The sequence below is a fragment of the Paraburkholderia largidicola genome (assembly GCF_013426895.1).
GTDB lineage: Bacteria > Pseudomonadota > Gammaproteobacteria > Burkholderiales > Burkholderiaceae > Paraburkholderia > Paraburkholderia largidicola.
Genome location: NZ_AP023174.1, coordinates 2394925 through 2409958 on the forward strand (window position 1 = coordinate 2394925; position 15034 = coordinate 2409958).

Annotated in this window: 17 protein-coding genes; 10 read left to right on the forward strand and 7 right to left on the reverse strand. The window is 61.6% G+C overall.

What is annotated here, in order from left to right; genetic code table 11:
• Positions 1 to 159: 159 nt before the first annotated feature.
• The 6 genes from bfr (at position 160) to PPGU16_RS10745 (ending at position 4331) form a co-directional block, all read left to right on the forward strand.
• The gene (gene bfr, locus PPGU16_RS10720; RefSeq protein ID WP_180719975.1) at positions 160 to 636 is read left to right on the forward strand and encodes a bacterioferritin; all 477 of its coding nucleotides are present in this window, start codon (positions 160 to 162) and stop codon (positions 634 to 636) included.
• A gap of 99 nt (positions 637 to 735) precedes the next feature.
• On the forward strand, positions 736 to 1647 hold the full coding sequence (gene murI, locus PPGU16_RS10725; RefSeq protein WP_243460534.1) for a glutamate racemase: 912 nt from the start codon (positions 736 to 738) through the stop codon (positions 1645 to 1647).
• 249 nt (positions 1648 to 1896) lie between these two features.
• Positions 1897 to 2133 (forward strand): (2Fe-2S)-binding protein, encoded by a 237-nt coding sequence (locus PPGU16_RS10730; protein WP_180719976.1) that lies wholly within the window; start codon positions 1897 to 1899, stop codon positions 2131 to 2133.
• Positions 2134 to 2385: 252 nt separating this feature from the next.
• Positions 2386 to 3120, forward strand: coding sequence for an energy transducer TonB (locus PPGU16_RS10735; protein ID WP_180722603.1), 735 nt, complete (start codon positions 2386 to 2388; stop codon positions 3118 to 3120).
• Positions 3121 to 3163: 43 nt separating this feature from the next.
• Entirely contained in the window at positions 3164 to 3895 is a 732-nt protein-coding gene (locus PPGU16_RS10740) for a MotA/TolQ/ExbB proton channel family protein (protein WP_180719977.1), read from the forward strand.
• 16 nt (positions 3896 to 3911) lie between these two features.
• Positions 3912 to 4331 (forward strand): ExbD/TolR family protein, encoded by a 420-nt coding sequence (locus PPGU16_RS10745; RefSeq protein ID WP_007590433.1) that lies wholly within the window; start codon positions 3912 to 3914, stop codon positions 4329 to 4331.
• Positions 4332 to 4708: 377 nt separating this feature from the next.
• Here the strand turns inward: PPGU16_RS10745 and PPGU16_RS10750 are convergent, their stop codons facing one another.
• The gene (locus PPGU16_RS10750) at positions 4709 to 5689 is read right to left on the reverse strand and encodes a LysR family transcriptional regulator (RefSeq protein ID WP_180719978.1); all 981 of its coding nucleotides are present in this window, start codon (positions 5687 to 5689) and stop codon (positions 4709 to 4711) included.
• Between the two features lie 122 nt (positions 5690 to 5811).
• Between PPGU16_RS10750 and PPGU16_RS10755 the strand changes: the two genes are divergently transcribed.
• The 4 genes from PPGU16_RS10755 to hemP all read left to right on the forward strand — a co-directional run bounded on the left by PPGU16_RS10755 (position 5812) and on the right by hemP (position 8195).
• Positions 5812 to 6684, forward strand: coding sequence for a pirin family protein (locus tag PPGU16_RS10755; RefSeq protein ID WP_180719979.1), 873 nt, complete (start codon positions 5812 to 5814; stop codon positions 6682 to 6684).
• Positions 6685 to 6849: 165 nt separating this feature from the next.
• Entirely contained in the window at positions 6850 to 7248 is a 399-nt protein-coding gene (locus PPGU16_RS10760; RefSeq protein ID WP_007590427.1) for an OsmC family protein, read from the forward strand.
• 39 nt (positions 7249 to 7287) lie between these two features.
• Complete coding sequence (locus PPGU16_RS10765; protein WP_180719980.1) at positions 7288 to 7779, forward strand: SRPBCC family protein; 492 nt, start codon at positions 7288 to 7290, stop codon at positions 7777 to 7779.
• Between the two features lie 143 nt (positions 7780 to 7922).
• Entirely contained in the window at positions 7923 to 8195 is a 273-nt protein-coding gene (gene hemP / locus PPGU16_RS10770) for a hemin uptake protein HemP (RefSeq protein ID WP_180719981.1), read from the forward strand.
• A gap of 265 nt (positions 8196 to 8460) precedes the next feature.
• Here hemP and PPGU16_RS10775 read toward each other — a convergent pair whose 3' ends face one another.
• From PPGU16_RS10775 to uvrB, 6 genes are all read right to left on the reverse strand, one after another.
• Positions 8461 to 8868, reverse strand: coding sequence for a GlcG/HbpS family heme-binding protein (locus tag PPGU16_RS10775; RefSeq protein WP_180722604.1), 408 nt, complete (start codon positions 8866 to 8868; stop codon positions 8461 to 8463).
• 32 nt (positions 8869 to 8900) lie between these two features.
• Entirely contained in the window at positions 8901 to 10310 is a 1410-nt protein-coding gene (locus tag PPGU16_RS10780) for a 4Fe-4S binding protein (RefSeq protein ID WP_180719982.1), read from the reverse strand.
• The gene (locus tag PPGU16_RS10785) at positions 10307 to 11152 is read right to left on the reverse strand and encodes an FTR1 family iron permease (protein WP_180719983.1); all 846 of its coding nucleotides are present in this window, start codon (positions 11150 to 11152) and stop codon (positions 10307 to 10309) included. The genes PPGU16_RS10780 and PPGU16_RS10785 overlap by 4 nt, the downstream gene beginning before the upstream one ends.
• A 63-nt stretch (positions 11153 to 11215) precedes the next feature.
• On the reverse strand, positions 11216 to 11551 hold the full coding sequence (locus tag PPGU16_RS10790) for a cupredoxin domain-containing protein (protein ID WP_180719984.1): 336 nt from the start codon (positions 11549 to 11551) through the stop codon (positions 11216 to 11218).
• Between the two features lie 85 nt (positions 11552 to 11636).
• Positions 11637 to 12185 (reverse strand): iron transporter, encoded by a 549-nt coding sequence (locus PPGU16_RS10795; protein ID WP_180719985.1) that lies wholly within the window; start codon positions 12183 to 12185, stop codon positions 11637 to 11639.
• 387 nt (positions 12186 to 12572) lie between these two features.
• The gene (gene uvrB / locus PPGU16_RS10800) at positions 12573 to 14666 is read right to left on the reverse strand and encodes an excinuclease ABC subunit UvrB (protein WP_180719986.1); all 2094 of its coding nucleotides are present in this window, start codon (positions 14664 to 14666) and stop codon (positions 12573 to 12575) included.
• Positions 14667 to 15034: the final 368 nt, after the last annotated feature.

Here is a 15034-nt window from a genome sequence, read left to right on the forward strand (position 1 = left end):
TTACCGAAGCCGGGACGTTATAGTCCCGGCTTTTTTATTGTTCACGCAGAATACAAATTAAATTGCGCGAATGATTCTCAACAACCATATTCGTCCTTGGCTTTTAGTTTTCAGACGTTTATTGTTGTTGGAAAACCCAGCTCTTGAAGAGGAAACGTCATGCAAGGCGATAAAAAAGTCATTGAATATCTGAACGCCCAGTTGAAGAACGAACTGACCGCGATCAACCAGTATTTCCTGCACGCGCGGATGTACAAGCACTGGGGTCTCGAGAAGCTCGGCAAGCATGAGTACGACGAATCGATCGGCGAAATGAAGCACGCCGACATGTTGATCGAACGCATTTTCATGCTCGATGGCCTGCCGAATCTGCAAGACCTGCACAAGCTGCTGATCGGCGAGGAAACGAAGGAAATTCTCGAATGCGATCTGAAGCTCGAATACATTTCGCAGGGTACGTGCAAGGAAGCGATCGCTTATTGCGAGACGGTGCGTGATTTCATTTCGCGCGAAATCTTCACGACGATTCTCGACGACACCGAAGAACATATCGACTGGCTCGAAACGCAAATCGATCTGATCGACAAGGTTGGCATCCAGAACTACCAGCAGTCGGCGATGGGCTCGCCGGAATAATAAGACAACACCCGAGCTGGGAGCGTCCGCACTCCTGCTACACTTCTGCGGTCCGATCCGCGCAACGTTCGTTCACACGCGCTGCGCGGATTTTCTTATATGGCTTCCGTTGAAACCATGACCGCTTCGTCCCCCGCCGCCGCTAACTCCGCTTCGATTCCCCCGCTCACCTCGCTCGATCCGCGCGCGCCCGTCGGCATTTTCGACTCGGGTCTCGGCGGATTGTCGGTGCTGCGCGCGGTTCGCTCGCAACTGCCGGACGAAGCGCTCATCTACGTCGCGGATTCGCTCTATGCGCCCTACGGCGAGCGCGACGACGACTTCATCGCCGACCGCACGCTCGCGATCGGCGAATGGCTCGTCGCGCAGGGCGCGAAGGCGCTGGTCGTCGCGTGCAACACGGCGACCGCGCAATCGATCGCGCTGGTGCGCGAGAAATTGCCCATTCAGCTGATCGGCGTCGAACCGGGCGTGAAGCCCGCGGCGTTGCAATCGAAATCGCGCGTGGCGGGCGTGCTCGCGACCCGCGTGACGCTCCGTAGCGCCCGCTTTCAGGGGCTGCTCGAACGCTACGCCAGCGACTGCCGTTTTCTGTGCCAGCCGGGCCTCGGTCTCGTGGAGGCCGTCGAGCGCTGCGACATCGGCTCGCCCGAACTGCGCGCACTGATCGAAAGCTACCTTCAGCCGATGCTCGACGCCGGCGCCGATACGCTGGTGCTCGGCTGCACGCACTACCCGTTTCTGGATGCCGCGATCCGCGATATCGCGGGCGACCGGCTGACGCTGATCGATACGAGCGTCGCCATCGCCCGGCAACTGGAGCGCGTGCTCGACCAGCAAGGGCTGCGTTCGCCCGCGCGCGACGCCCTGCCGCAGCCGCGCTTCTGTTCGACCAGCGACGGCGCGCATCTCAAACAGCTCGCGGCGACGCTGCTCGATATCGATGCGCCCATCGAGCGCGTGCACATTCCATCGCGCCGCACGATCACGCCGGATTCGCACGCCGCCTGAGGCGGGCGGACCGCGCCGCGCCGCCGGTGGTTTCCATGCGTCGGCGCCGCATCAAATACCCCACAGCCCGACGGAAACCCGCTCCCACAGCGCCCCTCCGCCACGGCCACCGTCGTCTGGCCATAGACCCAACCGGACGAAACCCTTCTAACAGGCTGGTTTTGTTACAAAATTTTGCCTGGGAGGCTTGCCAAACCGACCAAACAAAATGATAATAATTCGCATTAACGTTAGCTATCGCGAGCTGTCATGATTGTCTGCGTGTGCAAGTCAGTGTCCGACCGGAAAATCCGTGCAACGATCGCCGAGGGCGTCGATTCATTCGACGAACTCCAGTTCGAGCTGGGCGTCGCCATGTGCTGCGGCAAGTGCGAAGAGTCCGTGCGGGATGTAATGGCGCAAAGCGGCGTCTGCGCGAGCCGTTGTGGTGTCGAGCACCACACGCAAGCTGCACCGCTGACGTTCTACGAACGCAAGGCAGCCTGAAGCCGGTTCCCGGCCTTTGACGCGTTTCAACGTAGTGCTTCGAAAAGCGTGCCACTATCGGGCGCCGTAGTTTTTTCGTTTCCGCCGTCAGCAAGCCAGTCCGACACCAGCCAGCGACGCCATTCTTCGAGGAGTTCGAGATGGAATTGCTGATCGGTTTTCTGACCACCGTTTGTATTTCGTTGCTGATATTCCGAACATGACGCTGTTTTGCATGACGTGCTGCATCGTCGGCGCGCCGCCACGCTAACCATGCAGGCCACGCCTTCCCTCCCAACCGGCCTCGCGCCGGACGCTTCCGCCCGAATCAACCCGCGTATCGCCACGGTGACGGGTATCGTCATCGGACTTCACGTTATCGCGCTCGCTATTGCGTTCACGGTGCGTACGGTCACGCCTTTGCCGGTCGAAACGCCACGTACGATCACCGCGGAACTGTTGCCGCCGCCGGCGCCAGCCGCCGCGCCTGTTGCGATCGAATCGGCCCCGCCACCGCCGAAGCCCGTCCCCGTGCAGAAGGTCAAGCCGAAGGTGCAGCCGCGCCCGACGCCGACGCCAAAGCCCACGCCGACTCCGATGCCCGTCGCGCAAGCGCCGTCGCAGCACGAGATCAGCGCGCCCGAGCCGGCTCCGCCCGCGCCGCCGGCACCTGCTGCGCCCGCGGCACCGGCCGCGCCCGCCGCGAAGCCGGTGATGTCGATCACAGCACCGAAAGACGCGTCGCACCTGAACTGCAGCATCGTCGAACCGACTTATCCGGCGATGTCGCGCCGTCGCGGCGAAACGGGCCGCGCGGTCGTGCAGTTCATTCTGTCGGCGTCGGGCCGGATCGAAAACGTCGAACTGAAGAAGAGCAGCGGCTCCGATCGCCTCGATCAGGCCGCGCTCGATGCGATTCGCTCGAGCTCGTGCAAACCCTATCTGGTGGACGGCGAGCCGACTCGCGTACCCGCCGTCCAGCCGTTCGATTTCAGCCTGAACAATTGACATTGATCAGCTGATCAGAATTTCAAAGAAAAAAGGAATTGCCATGCAGAACTACGGTATTGCCCACGTCTGGGCACAAGGGGATTTCGTCACGCGTGGTATCGCGGTGACGTTGCTGATCATGTCGGTGCTGTCGTGGAGCGTGATCGTCGTCAAGAGCTGGAACGTGATGCGCCTGAACCGCCTGACGAAGAACGCTGAAAAGGCTTTCTGGCATTCGGACGATTTCGCCGATGGCATGAAGAAGCTCGGCCGCGACACGTCGTCGCCGGCTGAAAACCCGTTCCTCGCGCTCGCGCTGTCGGGCCAGGAAGCCGCCGATCACCATCATCAGACGCAGCCGCATCTGCACGACCGCATGGACGTGTCGGACTGGGTCACGCGCTGCCTGAAGGACACGATGGACGAAAGCGTCGCGCGCATGCAGAGCGGCCTCGCGGTGCTGGCGTCGATCGGCAGCACGGCGCCGTTCGTCGGCCTGTTCGGCACGGTGTGGGGCATTTATCACGCGCTGCTGTCGATCGGCGCGGCAGGCCAGTCGTCGATCGATCAGGTCGCCGGCCCGGTTGGCGAAGCGCTCATCATGACGGCCTTCGGTCTGTTCGTCGCGATTCCCGCTGTGCTCGGCTATAACGCACTGACGCGCGCCAACAAGGGCATCGTCAGCAAGCTGAGCCGCTTTGCTCACGGTCTGCATGCGTTCTTCGTGACGGGCGCACGCCTGTCGTCGTCGAAGCGCGGCGATGGTCTTCGGCTCGCGACCCGCGCCAACTAACTAGCGAGGCATAGCGATGGCAATGAGCCCTTTCGCCGGCGACGATGACGACGGCCTCATGAATGAAATCAACATGACGCCGCTCGTCGACGTCATGCTGGTGCTCCTGATCGTGTTCATGGTGACGATCCCCGTGATCCGCCATGCGGTGAAGATCGACCTGCCGCACGCGAGCAGCCAGAAGGAAGACACCAAGCCTGCGCAGGTGACGATTGCGATCGACGCCGACGGCAACCTGATGTGGGACGAACAGAAAATCTCCGACGACATGCTGCAGGCGAAGATCGCCGCCGCTGCGCAGCAGGAGCCGCAGCCTGAACTGCATCTGAGCGCGGACCGCAAGGTCGCGTATGAAAAGGTCGCGCAGGTGATGTCGGCTGCGCAGGCGGGCGGCCTGACGAAGATCGGTTTCGTCACGGAGCCGAAGGCGAAATAAGCACCTTCGTTTGAACAAAAGCCCTGTTTTTCAGGGCTAAAAGTAAAAGGCCTTCATCGTCGGATGAAGGCCTTTTTTCATGCGCACTCGGCGCCTTCGGGCGGTGGGATCATTTACCATTGCTTGTGCTCTGGACCTGATCACCACATGCGAAAGCCGTGGTCGACACGGACAACGCGGTCAGCCCTATCAGGCTCACTATCAAAGCGGCCGTGATTTTTCGCATAGGAGACTCCTTAGCGAAGGGATTTCAATATAAGCCCGTGAGCTTTTCCATTCAAGCCTGCGGCCATTGAAAGTATCCATCGCCGGCCGCGCTTGCATGGCGAAAAGGTATTTCACTTCCTGCGCGCGCGTGAAAGTCCGCGCCGCATTCGTCACGCCACGGCCGCTTTCAGCCGCAGATTCTTCGCTTCGCGCTCCGGGCATTCCTGCTGGATATGCTTGCCGGTGTCGGGATCGAGCATCTCGACGAGATAATCGACGAAGGTCCGCACCGCCGGCACCATGCCCTGCCGCGACAGAAAAACGGCATACAACTGCGGCGACGGCAGCGTCCATCCCGGCATCACGGGTGACAGCCGTCCACTTCGAAGCGCGGCGCCGTACATCATTTCCGGCAGCGCCGCGATGCCGACGCCCGCGAGCGCTGCTTCCAGGATCATCATCAGGTCGGCCGTGACGAGGCGCGGCTCATGGTCGTGCGCGTGGCGCGTGCCGTCGGGCGCGATCAGGTTGTAGACATGGCGGCCGTCGCCCGTGGGCACGTCGAGCGTCTCGAAGCGCTTCAGATCGCCGGGCTCGAGCGGCGGCGCGTTCTGGCTGAGCAGGCTCGGCGCGCCGACCAGCATCTGCTGCGTGCGCCACAACGGTCGCACGACGATATTCGCGTTCTCGGGCGGCTCCGAACGCACGCGCAGCGCGACGTCGATCGAATCTTCGAACAGATCGACCACGCGGTTCGTCACGCGCATCACGACACGCACTTCCGGAAAACGATGCATGAACTCCGGCATGATCTGCGACATGATGGTCTGCGAGATCGTCACGGGCACACTCACGCGCACCGTGCCGCGCGGCGACGAGCGCAACTGCTGCACGACGTTGACGGCCGCCTGTGCCTCCGACAGCATCGCCTGACAGTGCTGGTAGAACAGTTGCCCTGCTTCCGTCAGCGCGAGCTTGCGCGTCGAGCGCTGCAGGAGACGCACACCCAGCGACGCCTCCAGCTCCGTCAGCCGGCGCGACAGGCGCGACTTCGAAATGCCGAGCACGCGTTCGGCGGCGGAAAACCCGCCATGTTCGACGACCTGCGAAAAGTACATCAGGTCATTCAGGTTATGCGAATCGATCTTCATGTCATCGTTTCACTAGCAGAACAATCCATTGCGGTAGACGGCCTGTTACGGCCCAAAACGGTCCATATAATAGCCCTATGTTTCAGAAATAACGCTATTCCCCAATTTTCGAGGTGATTTTGATGAGCGCGACCCGCACGATCGAACGCACGTATCCTTCCGTACGCACGGTTGAAGGCGGCGGTTTCGTCGTCCACCGCCCGTTTCCGACCCGCATGCTGATGGATTTCGACCCGTTTCTGCTGCTGGACGAAATGGGCCCCATCGACTACGCGCCCGGCGAGGCGAAAGGCGCGCCGGATCATCCGCATCGCGGCTTTGAAACGGTCACGTACGTGCTCGAAGGGCAATTTGGTCACAAGGATTCGGCGGGCCACTCGGGCACGCTGCGCGCAGGGGACGTCCAATGGATGACGGCAGGCGCGGGCGTCGTGCATAGCGAAATGCCCGATCCTTCTTTCATCGCGACGGGTGGACGCGTGCACGGCCTGCAACTGTGGGTGAACCTGCCGAAGCGCGACAAGATGATCGCGCCCCGCTACCAGGAAATGCCGTCTGCGGGCATTCCCGTCGCGACCTCCGCCGACGGCAAGGTGCGCGTGAAAGTGATCGCTGGCGAAGCGCTCGGCGTGAAGGCGGCGATCGAAACGCGCACGCCGATTCTCTATCAGCATTTCACGCTGCAACCGGGCGCGCAGCTGGTGCATCCCGTGCCGCGCGACTATCGCGTGTTCGCTTACGGGCTGTCGGGAAAAGGCCTGTATAGCGACGAGCGGCTCGAAATCGACGCGCAGCAGATGATCGTGTTCGACAACGACGGCGACACGGTGACGATCGCCGCCGGCGCTGAACCGCTCGACGTGCTGCTGTTCGGTGGCGTGCCGCTGAACGAGCCTGTCGTCCGTTACGGCCCGTTTGTGATGAATACGGAAGACGAAATCCGTCAGGCTGTGATCGATTATCAGGCCGGCCGCATGGGACAGATCACGCACTAGGCGTCCATACAGCTTTTCGCGGGTCGGCACTCAACCGCGAATCACAGCAAATTCGTTCACAATAGCGGTTCGAGCCGCGCGCCGCTTCATGCGCCGCGCGGCGCTATCGTTCTAACTGAGCGTTCCAGGTGAACGCTCAACTCAACGTCCCGCACAGGAGCGCGCATGGCAGACACGAAGGTCACCGCACACATCGGCTCGACGGATTTCCAGGTGCTGTTCGACGATGGCACCCACACGTGGCTCGCCGACGAACCCGAGTCGCTGGGCGGCGGCGATCGCGGCCCGACGCCGAACTCCCTGCTGCTGTCGAGCCTCGGGGCCTGCACGTCGATTACGCTGAAGATGTACGCGCAGCGCAAAGGGTGGCCGCTCGAAGAAGTGCGCGTGACGCTGTCGATGCAAAAAGAAGGCGACGGCACGGCGATCGACCGCCAGATCGTCCTGACGGGCAATCTGTCGGACGAACAGCAGGAACGACTCCTGCAAATCGCCAATGCATGTCCCGTGCACAAGATCCTGAGCAATCCGATCTCGATCCGCACGGGCCTGGCCGTCGCCTGATATTGCGTGAATTTTGAGCTTTAAGAGGAAGCTGTCGTCTTGAACTTCGAACATCTCATTCAGATCAACGATCCGCTCAACCCGCTCGTCGAAACGCTGACGCGCGAGCAACTGTGGGAAGGGCTCGTGCTGCGCGCGGAGCAGCCGCAGCTATTCGTGATGGGCCTCGACAGCTGCTCGATCCTGTCGCGCACCGACAGCACGATGGAGCGCGAGCTGCACTATGGCCACGCGACGGTGCGCGATCACGTCACGCTCACGCCGCAAAAAAGCGTGCGCTACGACATCAGCGCGACAGCCGATTACGTCGGCGGCTCGCTGACGATGACCATCGAGCAGCCCGACGATCTGCAGCTTTTCCTGCGCTTCGAGTACAGGACAAGTCTGCCGTCCGCTGACGAAAACGGCGACCCGGACGCGCATCAAACGGAAGAGATCGTGAAATCGGCGTATCGCGAGTCGGACATCGATACGGTCCGCCTGATCCGCCAGTACGTCAGCGCGCGCAATACGCCTGACCAGTTGCACTAGATCCCGCGCGCCGCCAACGACTTCAGGCGGCGCAACTCCCCTCGCCTATCGAAACACCAAACCGATTAAATTTGAAACCTTGTAAATGGGAATGGTTATCATTTAGAATCAATCTAACGAATCGACGAACACCAACGGCAAGCATGACGAACATGACACGCTCTTCCACGCTTAGCCTGCGCCGCCCCGCGGCCGCGGCACTGACGACCAGTCGTCCCGCCAAATCCGTGACGACGGCGCCTGCGGAACGTCAAGCAGCTAACGGGAATAACGCTGCGCCGGCTGCAGAAACGTCGGACCGCGTGCTGCGCAGCGATGCGCTGCTCCAAGGCCGCAGCCATGTGAGCATCATGCACAACGGCGAGACGTATCAGTTGCGCGCCACGCGACTGGGCAAACTGATTCTGACGAAGTAACGAATAGCTGTAGTACCGAGTATTGTGGGGACCACCTCCCAGAGAGGTGTTGGGCACTAGCCAGCCACGACGGCTTGCACGCGAGATCTAGACCCCTTCGTGCAGACACCAAGCCAGCCGTCGAAGCAAGCCAGGCCGTTTTTTTTGGTTCTCACCGCAGTGTGCGCGCTTATGAATCGCGCAACGTTTTATGAATGTCGAAAACAAAGCCGTGCAGGTGACATCGTCTGCGCGGCTTTTGTCTTATGCGGGTCGCGCGGAACGATCAGTGCAGTTCGAGTGAGGCAATGGCCGCGCGCGCAATCGCCGTGTCCTGCTCCGATTTCACGCCCGACACGCCGATCGCGCCTACCGTCTCACCTTCCACGACGATGGGCACGCCGCCTTCGACGAACGCCGCGAGCGGCGCACTCAGAAACGCGATGCGCCCCTGCTTGATGACGTCCTCGTAGACCTTGGTTTCGCGGCGCCCGAGCGCGGCGGTGCGCCCTTTCGCGGTCGCCATGTCGACCGTGCCGGGTGCCGCGCCATCCATTCGGTGCAGATGCAGGAGATGACCGCCGTCGTCGAGAATCGCGATCGTCACGGTCCAGTGATTCGCCGCCGCATGCGCTTGCGCCGCGGCGGCCATCTTGCTGACGTCTTCGTCAGTCAATACGGGTTTGGTTCTCACGGGCGCCTCGCTCGAATACGCGGCGCCGCCGATCAATGTGCCGGCCAGTACCAGAACATCAGCCACCACGCGCTATCGACGACGGCCAGTGCTGCCATGAACCATACCACCGACCACGCGCGCAGGAAAATCCGTTCCGTGTAGCGGCGCGTCACGAGCCACGCGAGCCATGCGCTCCACGCGTTCGAAATCACGAGAATGGCGATGCGCACGTCCGACGCCCAATCGAGCGGCACATGTTCGGCCTTCAGCAGCGACAATGTGGTCGCCGACAGACCGAGGAACACGCCCGTGCCCGCAATCGGAATCAGCGCCTGCGCCAGATGATGCAGGCGCGTTCTGTCGAAGCGACCCAGCGCGCGCGTCGCGCCCGCCAGCAGCGCGAGCAGCACCGTGCCGTAGACCACGCCCGTCGCGAGAATGTAGGCGATGATCATCGTGCCGTCGAGCCAAGAGAACACGTCGTTCTGTTCCGGATAATGCGTGAACAGGAACCACGGCGCGTTCGTGTCGAGCGGCCACATGATGTCGTGATCGACGAGCCATGTCGCGAGCGACTGCTTGATATCGATGAACCACGGCGAGCCCGTCCAGTGGAACGCGCCAATCGCGATGCCGAGCAGACCGTAGAGGATCAGCGCGGTGTCCCAGGCGCTTGCCTGTTTGTCGCCGAGATTCACCACTTCCGTCGACGGCTTGCGCCACGTCAGCGCGATCGCATCGCGGTGCCCGCTGCAGCGGCCACACATATGGCAGGCGGCGGCGCCTTCCATCTTGCGCAGCGGCACGAGCGGCGCGCAGTTGATGGGGATCACACGGTGACCGTGTTCGCCTTCCTTGTACGACCGGCGCCACGCGTCTTCGTCCACCTTGTAGTGGAACGGCGCGAGGCGCGCCAAAAGCGAAAAAACCCCGTTGACGGGGCACAGGTATTTACACCAGACGCGCTTCTCTCGACCGTATAACAACCCGATGATCATCGCGGCGAAGGTCGATCCGCCCAGCACCAGCAAAACCGCTTTTGGATACTGATAGACGCTGACCATCTGGCCGTAGATCGTCGTCAGACCGAAAGCGACGAATGGCCAGCCGCCCCATCGCATCCAGCGCGGGATCGCCCAGCCTCGTCCGTATTTGCTCGCGAACTCCGCGAGCGCCCCTTCGGGACACAGCACGCCGCACCAGACGCGCCCGAGCATCACCATCGACAGCAGCACGAACGGCCACCAGATGCCCCAGAACACGAACTGTGCAGCAAGCGTCAGGTTGTTCCACAGATGCGCGGTGTCGCCCGGCAGTTCGGTGAACGCGGGTACAAGAATCAGAAACGCGTAGACGGCAACGACGACCCACTGGATACCGCGGATGGCAGCGCCGTGGCGCTGCATCCAGTTACCGGCTTCGGCGAGCCGGCTGCGGCGATTTGCAACTGCCGCCGTCATGCCGCGCGCCCTGCCGCCTGTTGCGCGGGAACGCGCTTCGAACGGCGAATCAGATACCACACGACGACCCAGTACAGCGCGTACGTGATCAGGTTCATCAGCGCCGGATGCGCGCGATAACCCGTCAGCGTCGCGATCAGCGAGCCGAACGTGCTCGAGTCGTCGAGAATCATCGACGTGTTCCAGATGCGGTCGGCGATGGTCGGCAGGATTTCCTTGTCGATCAGCTTGTCGACGCCCGTCTGGAACAGGCCTGCGCCGAGGAACAGCAGCATGATTTCCGTGACGCGGAAGAACAGCCGCCACGAGAAGATCTTGCCGCCCAGTTGCAGCAGGTAGAACGTGACGAACGCGAGGCCGAGGCCCAGCAGCACGGCAAGAACCTGGTCCATGCCGACGTGGCCCGACTGGCCGAAGCCGAGGCCGTACAGGAAGATCACCGTCTCGCTACCTTCACGCGCGATGGCCAGCGCGACCAGCACGGCAACGCCCCACCAGTTCGCGCTCTGCGTGCTCTTCTGCAGCGACTTTTCCATGTCGCGTTTGAGCGTGCGCCCGTGAGACTTCATCCAGATCACCATCTGCACGATCAGCACGCACGCGATCAGCACCATCGCGGTCTGGAAATAATCCTGTGCATCACCGGACAGCACCTCGGTGAACCCGACCAGCGCCGCGCCCAGGCCGATCGCAGCCAGAATGCCCGTGGCGACGCCCGCCCACAGATACGGCAGACCGTGACGCGCCTGTTCGTCGCCATTCTTCAGCCACGCATACAGAATGCCGACCACGAGCAGCGCCTCGACGCTTTCCCGCCAAACGATGAACACTACCTGACCCATCGAAACCTCCAACCACTTCAGTGGACGCCGCGCGCCCGAGTTACGGCTTGTGCTGCCGCGACGTCATTTGGCGACGATCACGCCCTGCGCCTGCTGATGGAAATCGTCAAAGAACTTATAGGTGCCGGGATCGAGCGGCGCGATCACGACCACCGATTCCGCGCCCGGCGCCAGAACCTTTTCCTTGCGCAGTTCGACGCTTTCGAATTCCGCCGCGCCCTTGCCCGTGTTCTTCACTTCGATCCGGATACGCTTGCCCGCGGGCACTTCGATACGCGCCGGCGTCAGCTTGCCATCCGTCATTTCGAGCTTGAACGTCACGGCTTCCTCGGCGGCGTGCGCTACGCCGAAGAACGATGCCGCCATCGCGAGAACGGCAATCCTCTTGTTCACTCTCATGCACCTTCCTAAGAATGCGGCACGCTCTCACGCGCCGCTTACACCCGCCGCTTACACCAATAGGGATCGCGATGCGATCGAACGATCAGTACCCGCCCTTCTTGCCGATGCCCGCGAACGTGAAGTCGTATTCGAGCGTGATCGGCTTGAACCACGGGCCCACGCCCGTTTCCTTGTCGACGTGACGGCCGAACGCCATATGGCCTTCCTGCATCGGCGGTTCGACGATCAGCTTCAGGTGATACTTGCCCGGGCCGGCGAGCTTGACGTTGTCGCCATAGTGCGGACCGTCGTCGGCCACCATGGCCATCAGATCACCCTTCTGGTCGTAGCTCGAGCCTGGCTTCGTCAGTTCGTAGTGCACTTGCAGATACGGCATCCAGTCGCCTTCCGCGAACCCGGTCGGATTCTTCTTGACTGCATGGATGTCGGCTTCCAGGTGCACGTCGGAATCTGACGCCTTGCGCATCATGCCTTCCGGATCCATCGTGATCGGCTGCAGATAGACGGCGCCGATTTCCATGCCGCCATGGATCTGCTGCTTGCCGATCGGATATTCAGCCGCCGACGCCGACATCACGGCAACGGCAGCGAGGGCAGCTACTCCGCCGCTCAAGATTGACGAAACGCGCATTGAAACTCCTTTGGTTTTTTTAGACTGAAGCAACGAAAAGCAGTACTCGGAAAGGCGCGTTGAAGAGGTCTCGCCAGCGCGTGGTCTTCACGTCTTTCACGAATTGTCCGACGCCGCTAACGCAATTGCGAAAGCACTAACGAACGGTAATGCGAACCATTCTCAATACTTGAACCAGTTTATCACTGTTCGGATGGAGAAACAAATGCGAAAGCGTGGAAAGCCTTGCTGCGACAGGGTCTTACGCCAAGCTTAAGCGCCGCTTTCGCGCTGTTTCCGGCATGGCGCCGCGATGGCGTTCGTCCTAAACGTGGAAAGCGTGAGATGCGCGGCGGCAAAGCGCCGCGCCTGGTAGCCTGCCCGCAATAGCAGAAACGTGGACGAAATCTAGTCTGTGCCCGTCAAATGATCGCCGACGTTCGCGCCGAACACCCGCTCGCGTAGCAGCGCAAGCTGGTCGCGCACCTGAGCCGCTTTTTCGAATTCGAGATTTTTCGCGTGCTCCATCATCTGCTTCTCGAGCCGCTTGATCTCCTTGGATATCTGCTTTTCGGACATGTCTTCGAACTTCGCGCGAACCTGCTGCTCCTTCAGCTCGGCGCGCGCTTCATCGACGTTGTAGACACCGTCGATAATGTCCTTGATCCGCTTCACCACGCCGCGCGGCACGATGCCCATCTTCTCGTTGAACGCGATCTGCTTCGCGCGCCGCCGCTCGGTTTCGTCGATTGCGCGCTTCATCGAATCCGTGATCTTGTCAGCGTAGAGAATCGCCTTGCCGTTCACGTTACGCGCGGCCCGGCCGATGGTCTGGATCAGCGAGCGCTCGGCACGCAAGAAGCCTTCCTTGTCGGCATCGAGAATCGCGACGAGCGACACTTCCGGAATGTCCAGCCCTTCGCGCAGCAGGTTGATCCCGACCAGCACGTCGAACGTGCCCAGCCGCAGATCGCGAATGATTTCGACGCGCTCGACGGTGTCGATGTCGCTGTGCAGATAGCGCACCTTTACGCCGTGATCGGCGAGAAACTCCGTCAGTTGCTCGGCCATGCGCTTGGTCAGCACCGTCACCAGCACGCGATCACCGGCCTTTACGCGCTCGTTGATCTCGGCCAGTACGTCGTCGACCTGCGTGCGCGCCGGCCGCACCTCGATTTCCGGATCGACGAGGCCTGTCGGGCGCACGACCTGCTCGGCCACCTGCCCCGCCGTCTTCTTCTCATAGTCGGCGGGCGTCGCCGACACGAACACGACCTGGCGCATCTTGCGCTCGAACTCATTGAACTTGAGCGGCCGGTTGTCGAGCGCGGACGGCAGCCGGAAGCCGTAGTCGACGAGATTTTCCTTGCGCGCGCGGTCGCCGTTGTACATGCCGTTCAACTGGCCGATCAGCACGTGAGATTCGTCGAGGAACATCATCGCGTCGGCAGGCAGATAGTCGACCAGCGTCGGCGGCGGCTCGCCGGGCGCGGCGCCCGAAAAATGCCGCGAGTAGTTCTCGATGCCCTTGCAGAAACCCAGTTCCTGCAGCATTTCCAGATCGAAGCGCGTGCGCTGTTCGAGCCGTTGCGCTTCGACGAGCTTGCCGTCGCCATAGAAGAATTCGAGCCGGTCGCGTAGCTCGGACTTGATCGTCTCGACGGCGCGCATCACCGTCTCGCGCGGCGTCACGTAGTGCGACGACGGATAGACGGTGAAACGCGGAATCTTCTGACGCACGCGGCCCGTGAGCGGATCGAACAGCTGCAGCGTATCGATCTCATCGTCGAACAGCTCGACGCGCACCGCCATTTCCGCATGCTCGGCCGGGAAAATATCGATCGTGTCGCCGCGCACGCGGAATGAGCCGCGCGCGAAGTCGGCTTCATTGCGGTTGTACTGCATCGCAATCAGACGCGCGATGATGTCGCGCTGGCCCATCTTGTCGCCGGTACGCAGCGTCAGAATCATCTGGTGATATTCCGACGGATTCCCAATACCGTAGATCGCCGATACGGTCGCGACGATCACGACGTCGCGCCGCTCCATCAGGCTCTTCGTCGCGGACAAACGCATCTGCTCGATGTGCTCGTTGATCGACGAGTCCTTTTCGATAAACAGATCGCGCTGCGGGACGTACGCTTCCGGCTGGTAATAGTCGTAGTACGAGACGAAGTATTCGACGGCATTGCGCGGAAAAAACTCGCGAAACTCGGAGTACAACTGCGCGGCGAGCGTCTTGTTCGGCGCGAAGACGATGGCCGGCCGGCCCAGACGCGCGATCGTGTTCGCCATCGTGTAGGTCTTGCCGGAGCCCGTCACGCCGAGCAGCGTCTGGAACGACAGACCGTCCTCGACGCCTTCGACGAGCGTGTCGATCGCCGTCGGCTGGTCGCCGGCGGGCGGATACGGTTGATAGAGCCGGAACGGGGAGCCATCGAACGTCACGAATTTGGATTCGTCGAGAGCGTCGTGGACTTCACTCAGATGATGTTCGGACATGGAAGCGGCACCTCGGCCGGAAGCAAACGACTATTCTAGCGGTTTGCGAACAGGCGGGCTGACGCCTCGCCGGAGGTCCGGAACGCACCCGGCGTGCATCCGCCGGCGCGCCCGGATTGATGCAAAAGCGGCATAAAAACGCCGCCAGATCGCTGTTTTCATTGCAAATTAATCGGCCGACGGGCGCCGCCGATGTCAAAAACCCCGGCGAGATTCGTTACAATGGCACGTTGCGCGCCAGCGCGGCCGTCGGTTGAATGCGTCGCAGGAACCCGAACCAGGACTTTCCGCCACGATTGCCGAACCCGGTCGCCACACGGTGCATACGGTTCCTGGCTGCATCCGAAGTTGTCCCTCTTTTCACTACT

What these genes read in the sequence shown, in the direction of transcription:
- PPGU16_RS10740 (WP_180719977.1), top strand. Translation starts at nt 3,164, where the DNA reads ATGCAGAACTACGGTATTGCCCACGTCTGGGCACAAGGGGATTTCGTC.
- bfr (WP_180719975.1), top strand. Translation starts at nt 160, where the DNA reads ATGCAAGGCGATAAAAAAGTCATTGAATATCTGAACGCCCAGTTGAAG.
- PPGU16_RS10735 (WP_180722603.1), top strand. Translation starts at nt 2,386, where the DNA reads ATGCAGGCCACGCCTTCCCTCCCAACCGGCCTCGCGCCGGACGCTTCC.
- PPGU16_RS10750 (WP_180719978.1), bottom strand. Translation starts at nt 5,689, where the DNA reads ATGAAGATCGATTCGCATAACCTGAATGACCTGATGTACTTTTCGCAG.
- murI (WP_243460534.1), top strand. Translation starts at nt 736, where the DNA reads ATGGCTTCCGTTGAAACCATGACCGCTTCGTCCCCCGCCGCCGCTAAC.
- PPGU16_RS10785 (WP_180719983.1), bottom strand. Translation starts at nt 11,152, where the DNA reads ATGGGTCAGGTAGTGTTCATCGTTTGGCGGGAAAGCGTCGAGGCGCTG.
- PPGU16_RS10730 (WP_180719976.1), top strand. Translation starts at nt 1,897, where the DNA reads ATGATTGTCTGCGTGTGCAAGTCAGTGTCCGACCGGAAAATCCGTGCA.
- uvrB (WP_180719986.1), bottom strand. Translation starts at nt 14,666, where the DNA reads ATGTCCGAACATCATCTGAGTGAAGTCCACGACGCTCTCGACGAATCC.
- PPGU16_RS10745 (WP_007590433.1), top strand. Translation starts at nt 3,912, where the DNA reads ATGGCAATGAGCCCTTTCGCCGGCGACGATGACGACGGCCTCATGAAT.
- PPGU16_RS10760 (WP_007590427.1), top strand. Translation starts at nt 6,850, where the DNA reads ATGGCAGACACGAAGGTCACCGCACACATCGGCTCGACGGATTTCCAG.
- hemP (WP_180719981.1), top strand. Translation starts at nt 7,923, where the DNA reads ATGACGAACATGACACGCTCTTCCACGCTTAGCCTGCGCCGCCCCGCG.
- PPGU16_RS10795 (WP_180719985.1), bottom strand. Translation starts at nt 12,185, where the DNA reads ATGCGCGTTTCGTCAATCTTGAGCGGCGGAGTAGCTGCCCTCGCTGCC.
- PPGU16_RS10790 (WP_180719984.1), bottom strand. Translation starts at nt 11,551, where the DNA reads ATGAGAGTGAACAAGAGGATTGCCGTTCTCGCGATGGCGGCATCGTTC.
- PPGU16_RS10780 (WP_180719982.1), bottom strand. Translation starts at nt 10,310, where the DNA reads ATGACGGCGGCAGTTGCAAATCGCCGCAGCCGGCTCGCCGAAGCCGGT.
- PPGU16_RS10755 (WP_180719979.1), top strand. Translation starts at nt 5,812, where the DNA reads ATGAGCGCGACCCGCACGATCGAACGCACGTATCCTTCCGTACGCACG.